This window comes from Streptomyces sp. NPDC051243 (assembly GCF_044455405.1).
Classification (GTDB): domain Bacteria; phylum Actinomycetota; class Actinomycetes; order Streptomycetales; family Streptomycetaceae; genus Streptomyces.
Genome location: NZ_JBITES010000008.1, coordinates 146,601 through 162,233, shown reverse-complemented (window position 1 = coordinate 162,233; position 15,633 = coordinate 146,601). Strand labels below are relative to the sequence as shown.

The following is a 15,633-nucleotide window of genomic DNA, read 5'->3' as shown; positions in this document are numbered from 1 at the left end:
CCCTTCGGGCGCCCCGGCCCTCTAGACGCAGAGATCGCCCGCCGGGTTGCCCCGGGACAGCGTGCGCGATGATGGAGCGGTTCCGCCTCTCATTTCTCCCGGAAGGCCCCCCGCATGGCACCGCGCATCCTGCTGGCCCGGCACGGACAGACCGCATGGTCACTGTCCGGCAAGCACACGGGCAGGACCGATGTGCCGCTCCTCGAGGAGGGCCGCAGGGGCGCGAAGCTCCTCGGCGAACGTCTGCACAGGGCGCCGTACGACGGGCTGGCGGGCGTCGAGGTCCGCACCAGCCCTCTCGCACGCGCGCGTGAGACGTGCGAACTCGCCGGCTTCGGGGAACGCGCGCGTGCCTGGGACACGCTCATGGAGTGGGACTACGGCGCGTACGAGGGCATGACCCCCGCGGACATCCAGGCCGTCCGGCCCGGCTGGCTCATCTGGCGCGACGGCGTGCCCGAGGGCGAGACCCTGAACGAGGTGACCGACCGGGCCGACGAGGTGGTGGCGTGGGCGCGCGAGGAGGACCGGGATGTGCTGGTGTTCGCGCACGGGCACATACTCCGGTCCATAGGCGCGCGGTGGTTGGGGATGCCGCTCGATTTCGCGGCCCGGATCCGCCTGAACCCGACGTCGCTGTCGGTGCTGGGGTGGGCTTACGGGGAACCGGCGATCGAGAGCTGGAACGACTTGGGGCACTTGGCCGGTTAGCCCGCACATCGGCCCAGCCTGCGGGCAGTCGTGCCTCCCCCAGTGCCCAAATCCTGGGAGGCACCCCCATGAGCGGCACGGGTGGGCGCTGGGGCACCTCCTGCTCGAAGACTCGGGCTGCTCGAAGAGCCTGGGGGAGGCACCCCGTCGCGCCGGGCTGCGCACCCCCCCGGCCCAGCACCAACGCCGGGCCTTCTCACGCCGTACCGCTCACGCCGCTCACACAGTCCGCGGCACAGAAGCATGCCGCTCCAAGAACGCCGACACCCCGCTCGCCCGCCGATGCGGCAGCAACACCCGCGCGGTCCCCGCCAACATCGTCTGCACCCGCGACGACTGCACCTGATCCAGCAGATCCAGCACCCGCATCCCGGCGGCCGCCGCCTCGTCGGGGCGCCCACCCCGGGCCAGATCGTCCGCCAGCTCCGCCGTGTACAGCGCGATGTTGCGCGTGAAGTGCGGATCCTGCAGCTGCGCCGCCCGCCCGGCATGCCGCGCCGCGCGCCGCCAGTTGCCCAGCGTCGACCAGCACTGCGCCTCCAGGACCTCCAGCTCCGCCTCGCCGTAGAAGCTCATCCACTCGGGGTCGGAGTCCGAGCGGCCCCGCTCGAAGAGGGCCTGCGCGCGGGCGAGGGACTGCTCGCACCCGGTGCGGTCGGCGAGCCCCGCCCAGCCGCCCGCCTCGCGCAGCGCGAGCAGGGACATCAGACGGGAGGAGCCCAGCGGGCGCGCGACGCGTTGCGCGGCCTGCGCCGCCCGCACCGCCTCACGGGGCCGGCCCGCGTCCCTTGCCAGGAAGGACGTATTGCAGAAGGCGTGCGCCTCGAGGGCCGGGTCGCCGGCCATCCGGGCCGTCGCCAGCGCCTCCGCGTAGTGCGAGCGCGCGTCGTCGAACCGCCCCGAGTCGTGCGCCAGCCACCCCACCGAGATGGCCAGTTCACCCGCGCCCGAGTGGAGCCGGTCGCCGACCGCCTGCCGGGTCGTACCGGCGTCGAGCAGCTCGTAGGCGGCCCGCAGCGGGGCGGCCGCGCGCCGGTAGAGGCCGTCGGCGCCGTGCCGGTCGTCGAGCAGCCGGATACGGCGTACGGCTTCCTCGAGCGCGTCCGCCTCGCGTCCCCCGACACGTCGGACGGGACGCTCCGCGGCGGCGGCGTCGATGGCGAGCCCCAGCGGGCTCAGTGAGGCGGCGGCCACCGTGGCACCGCCGCCGGTCATGAATGCGCGACGCAGCACGTCGCTCTCCTCGTGGATCTCGTGGTTCTGGTGGTTCTGCTGTGTGCCGTACGGGTCGTGGGGGTCGTACGGGTCCTGAGGGTTCAGCGGGTCATACGGCTCGTGGGCTCCCCATGTCTCACTCGGCGCGTGCACCGGGATCGTGGTGTGCACGGGGAGCGCGTCCTCGTCCACGCACGCCCGGCGTCCGCGTACGGACGAGCGGGGCGCGAAGCCGAGGTCGGTGAGTGTGCGGCCGGGGAACATGTGCAGGAACACCCGTTCGTACGCGTAGTTGGGGCAGCGGATCTCGCCGGCCTCGACCCGTCCGACGTAACGCGCGTCACAGCTGACCCGCTCGCCGATCTCGCGGGCGGCCCGTCGCACCGCGGCGGCGAACTCGGCCGGCGAGCGCTGTCCGCGCAACTGCCGGAACGCGAGATTCGGCCGTGGTGGCCTGGGGGGCTGGGACGAGGTCAGCTCTGACGACGCCATGGCCGGGTCCTCTCGTGCGAACCGTCGAACCATGCCGGGACGAGGACGAGTTGAACCGAATAATCCGTCTGGTGCCCTTGTCTCCGGCGGGCAAGAACGTACCTGCTGTGTCGGACTCGCCACGCTGGGTTTGGCTACAAACCGGATATCTCATACGGGATCTGCCATGAACTGCCATCCTTTGCGGCGGACTTCCGCCGTAGCCGTTGACGGTGCCCCGCGTTGAACTCTTCGGACTGCAAAAGGGGTTCCGTGGTGGAGGTCGGGATGGAGACCAGCCAGAGCATCGTTCCTCGTACGCCGTCGACCACGGCGGCGCACGCGCCGACCGTGGAGTGCAGCGAGCCGCCGGGGTCGGGCTGCGACGTGGTCACCGTTCCGGCGCGCCAGGGGCTGGAGGCGGTCGACATCCTGCGGCGCGGGGCCGGGGACGGGGTGGGCCCCGTGCTGCACGACGACGGTGGCGACACGCTCGGCTTCGTGGTCCCGCCGGGCACGGCGGCCGCCTGGGACGTGCCGGGCAGCACCTGCACGGAGACCGACGGCCGGGGGTTGAGCCTCGACCTGGACCCGGAGCCGCCGGTCGAGGGCTCCGACTGGCTGCTGCCGCCCGGCGAGGCGGACCTGGCGACCGATCCCGCGGCGTTGCGGGCGGCGCTGGGAGAGGCGGCGCGGCTGATCGAGGCGGCCGACAACTGCCGGTGACCCGGCTGCCCGGGCGGCGGCGCCTCCCACCTGCGACAATGACCCAATGGGGAAGTCCAGGAATGCCCGGCGCCGACCGGCCGCGGCCGAAGCGGTCGTCGAACGCGTCGACGGCGGGCTCGCCGAGCTGATCCCCGACCGGGACCGTGCCCGCGCCTGGACGCTGCTCATCGACGGGGCTCCGCAGTCACACGTCGATCTGGACGACCCGGCGTACCTCTCCTTCGAGTACCAGCGGCGCCTGGGGCATGTCATCGACCTCGTCGCCCCGCAGGGCAAGCCCGTCCACGTCGTGCACCTCGGCGGTGGCGCGTTCACGCTCGCCCGGTACGTCGCCGCCACCCGCCCGCGCTCCACGCAGCAGGTCGTCGAACGGGACGCCACCCTCGTCCAACTGGTCAGGCGGGAGCTGCCGTTGGATCCCAACGCCCGGATCCGGGTGCGGTCGGTGGACGCCCGGGACGGACTCGCCAAGGTGCCCGACGCGTGGGCCGACCTCGTCATCGCCGACGTGTTCAGCGGGGCCCGGACGCCCGCCCATCTGACCTCGACGGAGTTCCTCGACGACGTACGCAGGGCCCTGCGGCCCGGCGGCGTCTACACCGCCAACCTCGCCGACGGCCCGCCGCTCGCGCACCTGCGCGGTCAGATCGCCACCGCCGCCGCCCGGTTCGCCGAACTGGCACTGGTCGCCGACCCGACCGTGCTGCGCGGCAAACGCTTCGGCAACGCCGTTCTCGTCGCCGCCGACCAGCCGCTCCCGGTCGCCGAACTGACCCGCCGCGCCGCCTCCGACCCGCACCCCGGCCGCGTAGAGCACGGCAAGGCGCTCAGCGACTTCACCGGCGGGGCCCTACCCGTGACCGACCTCGCGGCGGTGGCCTCTCCGGCGCCGCCCCCGTCCGTGTTCCGGTGAGCGCGACGTCCGTGTTCCGGTGAGCGCGACGTCCGTGTTCCGGTGAGCGCTACAGGCCGGCTGTCGCGCCGCTGACTCAGTAGTTCCCGATCTCCACCCGCGGCGGTCCGTCGTGCCACGTGCAGAACACCGACACCCGGTCCGCGCCCGCGCCGAACTCCACCCGGATCCACGTCTCCGTCTTCCACACCTGCATCGACCAGCCCGAGCCGGGAGTGGCCGAGACGAGGCTCGCGGAGCTCTCGCCGATGTCGAAGACCACGCGGCCACCGTCGGTGTCGTAGCTCTTGACCTGGCCGGACGTGGCGGGCGTGGGGCTGGTTCGCTGCGGAGGCGCCTTCGAGGGGGTGGGCGTACGGGGCGTCCCGGTCGGTTTCGGGGAGGGGGCCGGGGAGTTCGAAGGGCTCTTCGACGGTGTCGGCCGGTTCGTCGACGACGCCAGCGGCTTCGACTCCTGCGTCGTCGCGTCGGCCGCCGTGATGGGCAGGGCGCGCGGGCGGTCGTACACCGTGCCCGCCATCACCGTGTGGACACCCCACCACGACAGCGTGACCGCCGCGCCCGTGGCGAGCGACCAAGCCAGTACGTGTACGAGTCCTCTGCGCATCGCGGGCCATACTGCCTCACGCGTCCCGGACGTGTCGCGCGGCTGTCCACAGGGGTGAAGTTGCCCACGGAGACGGAGTTGTCCACAGCGGACGAGTTGTCCACAGGCTCCGACCCGCCCTGTCGGCATGGCGTACGGTGCGGCGCATGGCAAGTGTGCTCGTGGTCGAGGACGACCAGTTCGTACGCTCGGCGCTCATCCGGCACCTGACCGACGCCGCCCACACGGTGCGCAGCGTCGGGACGGCACTGGAGGCGCTGCGCGAGGTCGCCCATTTCCGCTTCGACGTGGTGATCCTGGACCTCGGTCTGCCCGATCTGGACGGCTCCGAGGCCCTGAAGATGCTGCGCGGCATCACGGACGTGCCAGTGATCATCGCGACGGCCCGGGACGACGAGGCGGAGATCGTCCGGCTGCTGAACGCGGGGGCGGACGACTACCTGACCAAGCCGTTCTCCGTCGAGCACCTGTCGGCCCGGATGGCCGCCGTCCTGCGCCGGGCCCGGTCGGGCAGCGCGGAGGCCGCCCCGTCCAGCGTTCTCCGCGTCGGCGGCCTGACCGTCGACCCGCTGCGCCGCCAGGCCGAGTTGGACGGTGTACGCCTGGACCTCACCCGCCGCGAGTTCGACCTGCTCGCCTTCCTGGCCGGACGGCCCGGGGTCGTCGTACCCCGCAAGGAACTGCTCGCCGAGGTGTGGCAGCAGTCGTACGGCGACGACCAGACCATCGACGTCCATCTGTCCTGGCTGCGACGGAAACTGGGCGAGACGGCCGCCAACCCCCGCTATCTGCACACCCTGCGGGGTGTCGGCGTGAAGCTGGAGCCGCCGGCCGCGCAGGCCTACGGAACCGATCCCGCGGCCGGCCCCGGGCCTCGTCCCGGATCGGAGCCGCCGCGATGAGATGGGCACTGGTCAAGGTCTGCCTGGCGGTCACCACCATGGTCGTGGTCGCCTTCGCCGTCCCGCTCGGGCTCGTCATCCGGGAGATGGCCCGCGACCGCGCCTTCTCCAACGCCGAGCGGGAGGCCGCGGCCGTCGCACCCGCGCTGTCCATCACCACCGACCGGGACCAGCTGGAGCGGGTCGTCGCCTCGGCCGGGTCGGACGCGGGCATGGCCGTGCACATACCGGCGTCCGGTGACACGGCCGCCGTCGACCTCGGCCGGCAGCGCGCCGCCGACGGCGACATCGCGACCGTACGACGGCTGGGCCGCGCCTCGACCACCGAGGTACCCGGCGGGTCCACGCTGCTCCAGCCGGTCGCGCTGAGCTCGGGCGAGATCGCCGTCGTCGAGGTGTACGTCCCCGAGGCGGAGGTCACCAACGGCCTCACCACGGCCTGGGCGGTGCTCGCCGGCGTCGGCCTGGCGCTGGTCGTCGGGTCGGTGGCGGTCGCGGACCGGCTCGGCGTGCGGATGGTGCGGCCGGCGCAGCGCCTGGTCGAGGGCGCGCACGAGCTGGGGGAGGGCAAGCTGGGCGCCCGGGTGCCCGAGGACGGGCCGAAGGAACTGCGGCTGGCGGCGGTCGCGTTCAACTCGATGGCCGACCAGGTCGTGCAACTCCTCGCGAACGAGCGCGAGTTGGCGGCAGACCTGTCCCACCGGCTGCGCACTCCGCTGACCGTGCTGCGGCTGAACGCCGCCTCGCTCGGGGACGGTCCGGCCGCCGAGCAGACCCGGGCGGCGGTCGCCCAGCTGGAGCGGGAGGTCGACACCATCATCCGCACCGCACGGGAGGCCAAGCCGCAGACGGTGGCCGCCGGTCCGGGTGCCGGGTGCGACGCGGCCGAGGTGGTGCGCGAGCGCATGGCGTTCTGGTCGGCGCTCGCGGAGGACGAGGGCCGCAAGGTGCGGGTGGCCGGGGTGGACCGGCCGGTGCGCATACCCGTGGCCCGGGCGGATCTGGCGGCGGCGCTGGACGCCCTGCTCGGCAATGTCTTCCGGCACACGGCCGAGGGCACGGCGTTCGCGGTCGACGTGCACAACGGCGAGGACGCGGTGATCGTGCTCGTCTCGGACGCGGGGCCCGGCATAGCCGACCCCGAGGCGGCGATGGCGCGCGGGCGGGGCTCGGGCAGTGCCGGGTCGACCGGGCTCGGGCTGGACATCGTGCGGCGGCTCGCGGAGTCGACGGGCGGGGACGTGCGGATCGGGTCGTCGGTGCTGGGCGGGGCCGAGGTGCGGATCTGGATCCAGCTGGACGGCAGGGCGCCGGTGCGCAGGGGGCACCGGGGGTCGGTGCGACGCCGCCGGCCCGGCAGATTGGTCTCGACCTTTAACCGGCCCCGATCCCTTCCTTAAGCGCGCCCTAAGGTCGCCAACCCCCGTCCGGATCAGGCACTTTGCCCGATTCCGAATCGCTAGCGTGCTGCCGCACCCACCCCCGCGAACCCCGTGAACAGTGAGGCAGGCACGTGATGACGACCCACCGGCGCAAGGTCAGTGGCAGGAACAAGGCGATAGGCGGCCTGGTCGCCGCGGCCGTGGTCGGCGGCGGCGCGGTCCTGTTCACCGGTACCGCCCAGGCGGCCGGAGTCGGGGCGGCGTACACCAAGACCAGTGACTGGTCGACGGGTTACACCGCGCAGTACGTCGTCACGAACACCAGCGGTCGGGCGGAGAAGGCCTGGACCCTCGAGTTCGACCTGCCGACGGGCTCGAAGCTCAGTTCCCTGTGGAACGCGGAGTCGAGCGTGCGCGGGCAGCACGTCACCGTGACGCCGCCGAAGTGGGACACGGACGGCCTGGCGGCCGGTGAGTCGGTGACGGTCGGTTTCGTGGTCAACGGCACGGGCGCGCCGACCGGTTGTCTGATCGACGGCGCGAAGTGCTCGACGGACGACGGCGCGACGCCGGAGCCGAGCGGTCGCCCGACGTCCACACAGCCCATGACGCCGAACCCGACGGCCACCCCCACGCAGTCCGCGACCCCCACCGAGACCGCGCCCCCGACGCAGAGCCCGACCTCCACCGCCAAGCCCTCGGAGAGTCCCGGCACCGGAACGGGCGCCACCGCCGGCTTCGCCCCGTACATCGACACCTCCCTCTACCCGGCGTTCGACCTGTCGGCGTCCGCGCAGGCGACCGGCGTGAAGGACTACAACCTCGCCTTCGTCACGGACGGCGGCGGCTGCACCCCGAAGTGGGGCGGTGTCACGGACCTCGGCAGTGACGCGGTGGCCGCGCAGATCGGTGACCTGCGCGCCAAGGGCGGCGACGTCCGTGTCTCCTTCGGCGGCGCGGCGGGCAGCGAGCTGGCGACGACCTGCTCCTCGGCGGACGCGCTCGCGGCGGCCTACGGCAAGGTCGTGGACGCGTACAAGCTGACCAAGGTCGACTTCGACGTCGAGGGCGGCGCGCTGCCGGACAAGGCGGCCAACACCCGCCGCGCCCAGGCGATAGCCGAGCTCCAGCGGCAACACCCCGGCCTGGACGTCTCCTTCACCCTCCCCGTCATGCCCGAGGGCCTGACCCAGCCGGGCGTCGACCTCCTCGCCGACGCCAAGCGCAACGGCGTGCGGATCGACACCGTCAACATCATGGCGATGGACTACGGCCCCGCGTACAGCGGCGACATGGGCACCTACGCCGAACAGGCGGCCACCGCCACCCAGGCCCAGGTCAAGAGCGTGCTCGGCCTGACCGACAGCGCAGCCTGGAAGACGGTCGCCGTCACCCCGATGATCGGCGTCAACGACGTCACCACCGAGATCTTCAAGGTCGACGATGCCACCCAGCTGGTGAACTTCGCCAAGTCCAAGGGCCTCGGCTGGCTGTCGATGTGGTCGGCGACCCGCGACAAGCAGTGCCCGGGCGGCGAGAAGCCGGCGGCCGACGCGACCTGCAGCTCGATCCTCCAGGAGAAGTTCGCGTTCACGAAGGCGTTCGCGGCCTACAACTGACGCAGGTCCACTGGCGCAGATCAACTGGTGCAGGTCACCTGGTGCAGGTCACCTCTCGAACCACGGGGGGCGTGCCCCGGCCGGTCTTCCCCCCATCCGGCCGGGGCACGCGTACAACCGGGCCCGCCTTTCCTGCTCGCCCTTTCCTACTCGTTTGATAATCCCTGTGCATGGATGAGACTCCGTACGGCGTCGGCGAGGGGCCTGCCACCAGAGTCAGCCTCTCCCTCCCTGAGGGGACGGCCGAGGCGATCCGCCGGCGGGTCGGCAAGCGTGAGTTCTCCGCGTTCATCACCGAGGCGGTGGAGCGAGAGCTGCGCGGCCAGATCCTGGACGAGTACCTGGCGGACTACGAACGTCGCAAGGGGCCGATCTCCGAGGAGGAGCAGCAGCGAGCGCGTCAGGTCTTCGACGAGGTCTTCGCCGAGGAGGGCCAGTGGCCCGCCGCAAGCTGAGTCACGAGGGCACGCTGGTCCTCGACTGTGAGGGACTGTCCAAGTTCGTCGGCGATCACGAGCCGGTCGTCGCCCTGATCGCCGAGGCGCGCAAGCGGGGCATGGAAGTGGTCATCAGCGCGCTTGCTCTCATCGAGGCGGTCCACCGCAAGACCGACAGCAAGCGACTGGCATGGGTGTTGTCCGGCCTTCGGATCGCGCCGGTCGGTGATGAGGAAGCGAAGTCCGCCTCGACCATGCTGATCAATGCCGGACTGCATGGTCACGAATACGCGATCGATGCCGCCGTGGCCGAGATGGCGCTGCGGCAACGTCGTCCTGTGGTCATGCTGACCTCGGATGTCGACGACATGACCAAATTGTGCGGCGAGAAGGTGCGGCTCGTCGCGGTGTAGTCGGCGCATGCGAGGGGCACATCATTGCCAGTCCCGACATGGACGGCGATCATTTCGTACCGTTCGTTCGTAAGCCTGTCGGGCGGCGAGGTGGGGCTGAGCGTGGAGCGGCGATTCTTCATAGCGTTGGGCAGTGGCCGGTACTGCCATCTCCCGGACGAAGAACAACTGCGCCACGTTCCCATGGACGTCTCCTCGATGACCGAACTCTTCGAGGGCTTCGGGTACCAGGGGGTGCTGCCGGGACTCGGGGAGTACGACGGGGCGGAACAGATACGGCAGAAGCTGCGTCACTGGTCGGCGGACACCTCGCTGACCCAAGACGACGTGGTGGTCGTGTACTTCGCGGGGCACGGGCTCGTGCAGGACCGCGACCGGCACTACCTCCTCTGCTGGGACTCCCAGGAGGATGATCCGGCCACCACCGCCCTCGCGACCGAGGACCTGGTGCGGATCCTGTGCCGGGGGGATCTGCGGCACCTTCTTCTCATCCTCGACACATGCGCGGCCGGTGCGGGAAGCGCGGAAGCGGCCGGGGTAGCCCTGCAGTCGATCGCCTACCGGTACGGGGGGACAGGAGCGTCCAGCGGACTGTGGTTCCTGGCCTCCGCCCGCCGCAAGGACATAGCCGAGGACGGCGCTTTCACGAGTGCCCTGCGCACATCCGTGGAGATCACGACTGGCCGTACCGGGCAGCGGCAGCAGTACCTGGACCTGACGGAGCTCGTCAAGGCGGTCAACGAGTGCTTCGACGGGGAGGGCCGGGGCCAACGCGCCGAACTCGCCGGCAGCCTGGTCACCGGCCTGGCCCCCTTCCTGCCCAATCCCGGTTTCCGCGAGGAACTGCCGCCCGTCGGTACCGACCTCGAAGTACAGCGCCGGGTGGCCGCCCGGGATCTGATCGAGCACTTCGGCCCCCGTTCCCGAGGCGTGGAGTTCGAGTCCGAGCAAGGGCTCTACTTCAGCGGACGGGTGCGGGTACTGACCGAACTCGTTCAGTGGCTCACCGCCGAGGACGGCGACAGCAGGGGACGGGTCGTCACCGGAAGCCCCGGCTGCGGCAAGTCGGCGGTGCTGGGCAGGATCGTCGCCCTGTCGGACGCCCAGTACCGTGCGCGATTCGAGCTGTCGGACGTCGATCCCGCCACCGTGATCCCCGAAGGCTGTGTCACAGCCGCCGTGCACGCGCGTCACAAACGGCTGGAGGAGGTCGTCGAACGGATCGCGGCCTTCCTCGACGTCGAAGTGGACGGCACGGCGGCCCTGCTCCAGGAACTGACCCGTCGGGGCCGCCGGGGAGCACCGGTCGTCATCGTCGTCGACGCCGTCGACGAGGCGGGATCGGACACCGCCGCCGACGCCGGCGGGCACGGGGAGCCGCGCCGCATCACCCGCGAACTGCTGCGCCCGATGTCGGAGATCCACGGGGTGCGCCTGCTGGTCGGCACCCGCCGTGAACTGGTGGCACCCCTGGGTCCCACGTTCACCTGCCTCGATCTCGACCTCCCCGCCTACTGCGCCGACGAGGCGGACGTCACCGGATACGTCACCAAGGTGCTGCTGGCGTCCGAAGAGCCGGAGGTCCGCACCCCGTACCGGGGTTTCCCGCACCTCGCCGAAACCGTGGCCAAGGGAGTGGCCGCCCGGGCCGACGGTGTCTACCTCTACGCCAGGACGACGGCCCGAACCCTGAGATCCGACTGCTCCGTCGTGGACGTGTCCCGCGCCGGGTGGGAGCGGGCGCTGCCCAGCGAGGTGGGCGAGGCGTTCGACGACTACCTGGCCAGGTTCGGTCCCGACGAGCCGCGGGTGCGCCGCATGCTGCTCCCCCTCGCCTTCTCCGAGGGCAAGGGTCTTCCCCGGGGCCATGTGTGGACGACGCTCAGCTCCGTGTTCTCCGGCACGCAGTGCACGGAACAGGACGTCTCCTGGCTTCTGGACGTCGCCGGGGCCTATGTCGCCGAGGTCATCGACGACGACCGGCGCTCGGTGTACCGGCTCTACCACAAGGCGTTGGCGGAACATCTGCGGGCCACGTTCGGCCGACCGGCCGCAGAGATCCAGGGAACCGTCGTCGATGCCCTCGTGGGCGTCGTTCCCCGGGTGCCCGGCGGCGATCGGCCCGACTGGTTCGCTGCGCCACCGTATGTCCGCCGTCACCTGGCGACGCACGCCGATGCGGCGGGCGTTCTCGTCGATCTCGTCGACGACCCGGGGTTCCTTTTGGCCAGTGAACCGCTCAGCCTGTTACGCGCGCTCGCCTCCATCGAGGGTGAACGCGCCAGGCGAGTGCGAACCACCTATGAGCAGGTGGCGCATCGGCTGACGGCCGACCGCTCGCTCGGCGCCAGGGCGGCCGATCTGCAGCTCTCGGCGCGCCGCTGCGAGGCCGACGAACTCGCGGACCGCATCGGTCGGCTCGGTGTGGAGCTGCCCTGGACCGCACGGTGGGCCTGGTGGTCGGCGAGCGGTGCGCACCGGCTGCTCAGCGGGCACACGAAGGGCGTCACCTGTGTGGCCGTCGGCGACCTCGACGGGCGGCCCATCGCGGTGACCGGCGGTCTGGACAGAACCGCGCGGATCTGGGACCTCACCACGCAGCGCCAGATCGGCGAACCGCTCCCGGTCGGCATCGCCGTGAGCGCGATCGCCATCGGGGACATGGAGGACTACACGGTCGCGCTGACCGGTGGCGTCGACGGCACGGTGCGGGTCTGGGACCTCTCGGCCGGCCAGGAATACGGGCAGCCACTGCGGGGGCACACCAACCGGATCGAAGCCATGCGGATCGGTGACCTCGACGGCCGCCCCGTCGTCCTGACGGCCAGCCAGGACGGCACCGCCCGCATCTGGGACCTGGTCGACAGGAGGCAACTCGGCTGCGACCTGGCGGTACACAAGCGCACTGTGCGCGACGCCGCACTGGGCGAACTCCACGGTCGTCCGATCGCGGTCACCGGTGGCGAGGACAAGGCGGTCTACGTCTGGGACCTGAGCGACCTGCCCACCGGCGGCGACCCCCGCATCGACGGCAGCCCGTTGCTCGGCCCGGCAGAGGCGGTCACGGCCGTCTGCCTGGGCCGCTTGGACGGCCGCACGGTCGCGCTGGTCGGCGACAAGGCCGGCATGCTCAGCCTCTGGGACGTGGCCGAACGCCGCCAGATCGGCGAACAGGTCGCGGCTCATCGCTACTTCGCGCGCAGCGGAGTCGCCTCGGCCGTGACCGGTGACTTCCACGGCCGTCCCGTGGCCCTGACCGCCGGGGCGCACGACGCCCGACTGTGGGACCTGCAGACGCTTCGTCAGCTCGGCCCTCCGTTGCGCGGGCATGTGTACGACATCACCGCGGCCGCGCTCACCGATCGAGGGGACGCGTCGCTGGCGGTCACGGTCGGCGACGACCGCACCGCGCGCATCTGGGACCTGTCGAGCGACCAGCCGGTGGACGGCCACACCGGCCAGGTGCTCTCGGTGGCTTTCCGTGACGTACGGGGACGTCCCCTGGCAGTCACAGGCGGGACCGACGGGTCGGCCCGACTGTGGGACCTGCGCACCCGTCAGCAGGCCGGCCCACCCATGGAGGGCCATCGCGGACAGGTGCGAGCCGTGGCCATGGGCGAGATCGGGGGGCGTCTGCTGGCCGTCACCGGAGGCGCCGACAGCACCGTACGGCTCTGGAACGCACGGCGGGGCGAAGCTCTGGGACCGCCGCTGAGGGGGCACACCAACCTCGTTCGCTGCGTGGCACTCGGCATGCTGGCGGACGCGCCGGTCGTGGTCAGCGGGGGAGAGGACGGCACGGTCCGGATCTGGTCCGTCCGCGGCGGCGCTGAGATCGTCCCGCCGCTGGCGGGCCACATCGGCGCCGTACGCCACTTGGCGATCCGCTCCACCTCCCAGCACCTGGAGATCGCCATCGCCACCTCGCTCGACCACGCCTATGTATGGCGGGTGGACGGCAGTGGCTCGGGCCGGACGAGCGGACCCACCGCGCACTTCGACATCGAGGAGCTGACACCGACCGCGAGGGCCGTGGGCGTGGCCTTCCACGACAGCCGTCCGGTCGTCCTCTCCACCCGCGAGGGCAATGGCCTGTACGTCCACGACATCGCAACGCGGGCCGCCGTCGGCGCCCCTCTCCCAGGCCACACGAACTACATCATGACGGCGACACTGGCGCGTGTCGGCGCGATCACCCTGGTGGCGTCCGCCGCACTCGACGACACGGCGCGTGTCTGGGACCTGGAGACCGGCACCGCTTTGGGGCCTCCGCTGGACGCCGTGATCAGGCCGGGCGGCATGGACGACCCTCCGGCTCCGGTGTTGGGGAGGGTGGACGGCGTTCCCGTGGCCGTCATCGCCACCTCGCGCGAGGTGCGGGTCTGGGACCTGACCGTCATGCAGCCCGTCGGAGAAGCGCTGTGCGGTACAGATCACTCCTTGGTCTCGGTGGATGTGGTCCGCACCGCCGCCGGCCGCGAGACAGTGGTCACGGCGAGCGTCGACGGGACGGTGCGATTCCACGGACTCGGTGACGGCCTGCAGACAGCCGCCCACATCGCATCGGCCATGGGCACGGTGTACGACACGGCCAGTCGTCACGTGGAGGGCGAGACGGTCGTCGTTCGCAGCGGCTGGACGCACGCCGAGGCGTGGGCTCTGGAACCCCGCCGACGGCTGGGGCGACGGTCGGGCGCATCCATGCGGGTGGGCGTGTACGCCCTGGACGACAGGCCCGTCGTGGTGACCGCCGACGCCGACCACGTGCTGCACGCCTGGGATCTGCGCACCCAGTCGCCGACATGTCCGCCCATGACCGGTCACACGGCCATGGTGCTCGGCCTGCGAGCGGGCAGGATCGGAGACGTCGATCTCCTCGCCAGCGCTTCGGGGGACGGAACTGTCCGGCTGTGGAACCTGCGCACGGGCGAGCGGTACTCGGAACCTCTGGGCGGCCACGGCGGTGGCGCCTACAGCGTGGACTTCGCGCACCTGGGCCGCGACATCGTGGTCTGCGGCGCGGGTGACGGGCGACTGCACTTCTGGGACCCGGAGGACGGAACCGACGCAGGCGTCGACCTGGAGCCGTTCCCGTCGGCCGTCCGTGCCCTCCGGGTGGCGGACATCCACGGCGCGCAGGCACTGATCGCAGCCGACGGCTACGGAGTCGTACGGGTGTGGGACATGGAGTCCGCCACCTGGTCGGCCGAGCTCGACATCGGCAGCAGCGTCGCGGATGTCGCGGTCGGCGGGGACCGGGTCTGCGTGGCGACCTACATGGGCGCTGTCGCGCTCGGCATCCATCTGACGAAGTCCGACAGGGAACGGGAGAACGCGTCGTGACTCGGGTCGTCCTCGTCCACGGCATCGCCCAGCAGTTCAGGGGCGGCCAGACCCTGCTCGCCGACTGGTACCCCGCGCTGTGCGACGGCGTCGCCCTGGCCGGCGGGCCCCGGCTCGACCCGGGCGAAGTGGCCATGGCGTTCTACGGCGACCTGTTCCGCCCCGCCGGGCATCGAGGTCTCGGCATTCCCGAACTCGACGCCGGTGACGTCGAGGAGGGCCTGGAACGCGACCTGCTTCTCCAGTGGTGGGAGACGGCGGCGCGTGCGGAGAACCGGGTTCCGGGACCCGAGGCAGCCGCGCGCATGCGCACCCCGGACGTCGTGCAGCGGGCACTCAACGCGCTGAGCCACTCCGCCTTCTTCGCCGGACTGAGCGAACGGTTGATGATCTACAGCGTGCGCCAGGTCCGCCGCTACTTCACCGAGCCGGAGCTGCGCGAGCGGATCAGGGAACGATTCGCCTCCGCGGTGACCGAGAGCACGGAAGTGATCGTGGCCCATTCGCTCGGAACGGTGGTGGCGTACGAGACGCTGTGCGCCCGCCCGGACTGGCCCGACCTCAAACTCGTCACCCTCGGCTCTCCGCTCGCGGTACCGCGCCTCGTCTTCGACCGGCTTCTGCCGAAACCCGCACAGGGACGCGGTCGGTGGCCGGCCCCGGTGAGCCGGTGGAGCAACATCGCGGACCGGGGCGATGTCGTGGCTCTCGCCAAGGAACTGGCCCCGCACTTCGGAGACCGGGTCTGCGACGTCCTGGTCCACAACGGTGCCAAGGCACATGACGTCCGGCCGTACCTCACCGCCGTGGCGACGGGACGGGCGATCACAGACGGGCTGCGCGGAGCCGCGGGCCGCCCCTGACACTCCCGCACCGGGGCGCGGCACGCCT

The 15,633-nt window shown here is 71.6% G+C and carries 12 protein-coding genes; 10 read left to right on the top strand and 2 right to left on the bottom strand.

From position 1 onward, the window contains the following. The first annotated feature begins 114 nt into the window (after positions 1 to 114). Positions 115 to 711, top strand: coding sequence for a histidine phosphatase family protein (locus ACIBAG_RS21490; RefSeq protein ID WP_399107106.1), 597 nt, complete (start codon positions 115 to 117; stop codon positions 709 to 711). A gap of 219 nt (positions 712 to 930) precedes the next feature. On the opposite strand, the gene ACIBAG_RS21485 is transcribed toward ACIBAG_RS21490, so the two are convergent. Next, positions 931 to 2,418 (bottom strand): hypothetical protein, encoded by a 1,488-nt coding sequence (locus ACIBAG_RS21485; protein WP_399107105.1) that lies wholly within the window; start codon positions 2,416 to 2,418, stop codon positions 931 to 933. A gap of 267 nt (positions 2,419 to 2,685) precedes the next feature. Here ACIBAG_RS21485 and ACIBAG_RS21480 point away from each other — a divergent pair, with 267 nt between their 5' ends. Together ACIBAG_RS21480 and ACIBAG_RS21475 are read left to right on the top strand one after the other, a co-directional pair. Continuing rightward, entirely contained in the window at positions 2,686 to 3,123 is a 438-nt protein-coding gene (locus ACIBAG_RS21480; protein ID WP_399107104.1) for a hypothetical protein, read from the top strand. Between the two features lie 46 nt (positions 3,124 to 3,169). After that, complete coding sequence (locus ACIBAG_RS21475) at positions 3,170 to 4,039, top strand: spermidine synthase (protein WP_399107103.1); 870 nt, start codon at positions 3,170 to 3,172, stop codon at positions 4,037 to 4,039. Between the two features lie 76 nt (positions 4,040 to 4,115). On the opposite strand, the gene ACIBAG_RS21470 is transcribed toward ACIBAG_RS21475, so the two are convergent. Next, on the bottom strand, positions 4,116 to 4,646 hold the full coding sequence (locus ACIBAG_RS21470; protein ID WP_399107102.1) for a hypothetical protein: 531 nt from the start codon (positions 4,644 to 4,646) through the stop codon (positions 4,116 to 4,118). Between the two features lie 146 nt (positions 4,647 to 4,792). Between ACIBAG_RS21470 and ACIBAG_RS21465 the strand changes: the two genes are divergently transcribed. From ACIBAG_RS21465 to ACIBAG_RS21435, 7 genes are all read left to right on the top strand, one after another. Beyond that, positions 4,793 to 5,548 (top strand): response regulator transcription factor, encoded by a 756-nt coding sequence (locus ACIBAG_RS21465; protein ID WP_399107101.1) that lies wholly within the window; start codon positions 4,793 to 4,795, stop codon positions 5,546 to 5,548. Next, positions 5,545 to 6,948 carry a sensor histidine kinase gene (locus tag ACIBAG_RS21460; protein WP_399107100.1) on the top strand — a complete coding sequence of 468 codons (1,404 nt, stop codon included), beginning with the start codon at positions 5,545 to 5,547 and terminating at the stop codon, positions 6,946 to 6,948. Before ACIBAG_RS21465 ends, ACIBAG_RS21460 begins: the two co-directional genes overlap by 4 nt. Positions 6,949 to 7,064: 116 nt before the next feature. Continuing rightward, complete coding sequence (locus ACIBAG_RS21455) at positions 7,065 to 8,549, top strand: cellulose binding domain-containing protein (RefSeq protein ID WP_399107361.1); 1,485 nt, start codon at positions 7,065 to 7,067, stop codon at positions 8,547 to 8,549. Between the two features lie 170 nt (positions 8,550 to 8,719). Continuing rightward, positions 8,720 to 9,004, top strand: a complete 285-nt coding sequence (locus ACIBAG_RS21450) for a hypothetical protein (protein ID WP_399107099.1) — start codon at positions 8,720 to 8,722, stop codon at positions 9,002 to 9,004. Beyond that, positions 8,986 to 9,399 (top strand): DNA-binding protein, encoded by a 414-nt coding sequence (locus ACIBAG_RS21445; RefSeq protein ID WP_399107098.1) that lies wholly within the window; start codon positions 8,986 to 8,988, stop codon positions 9,397 to 9,399. The genes ACIBAG_RS21450 and ACIBAG_RS21445 overlap by 19 nt, the downstream gene beginning before the upstream one ends. Before the next feature lie 102 nt (positions 9,400 to 9,501). Continuing rightward, entirely contained in the window at positions 9,502 to 14,742 is a 5,241-nt protein-coding gene (locus ACIBAG_RS21440; RefSeq protein ID WP_399107097.1) for a caspase family protein, read from the top strand. Next, a complete protein-coding gene (locus ACIBAG_RS21435) occupies positions 14,739 to 15,605 on the top strand; it encodes a hypothetical protein (protein ID WP_399107096.1) in 867 nt (288 codons plus the stop codon). The genes ACIBAG_RS21440 and ACIBAG_RS21435 overlap by 4 nt, the downstream gene beginning before the upstream one ends. The last annotated feature ends 28 nt before the right edge of the window (positions 15,606 to 15,633 follow it).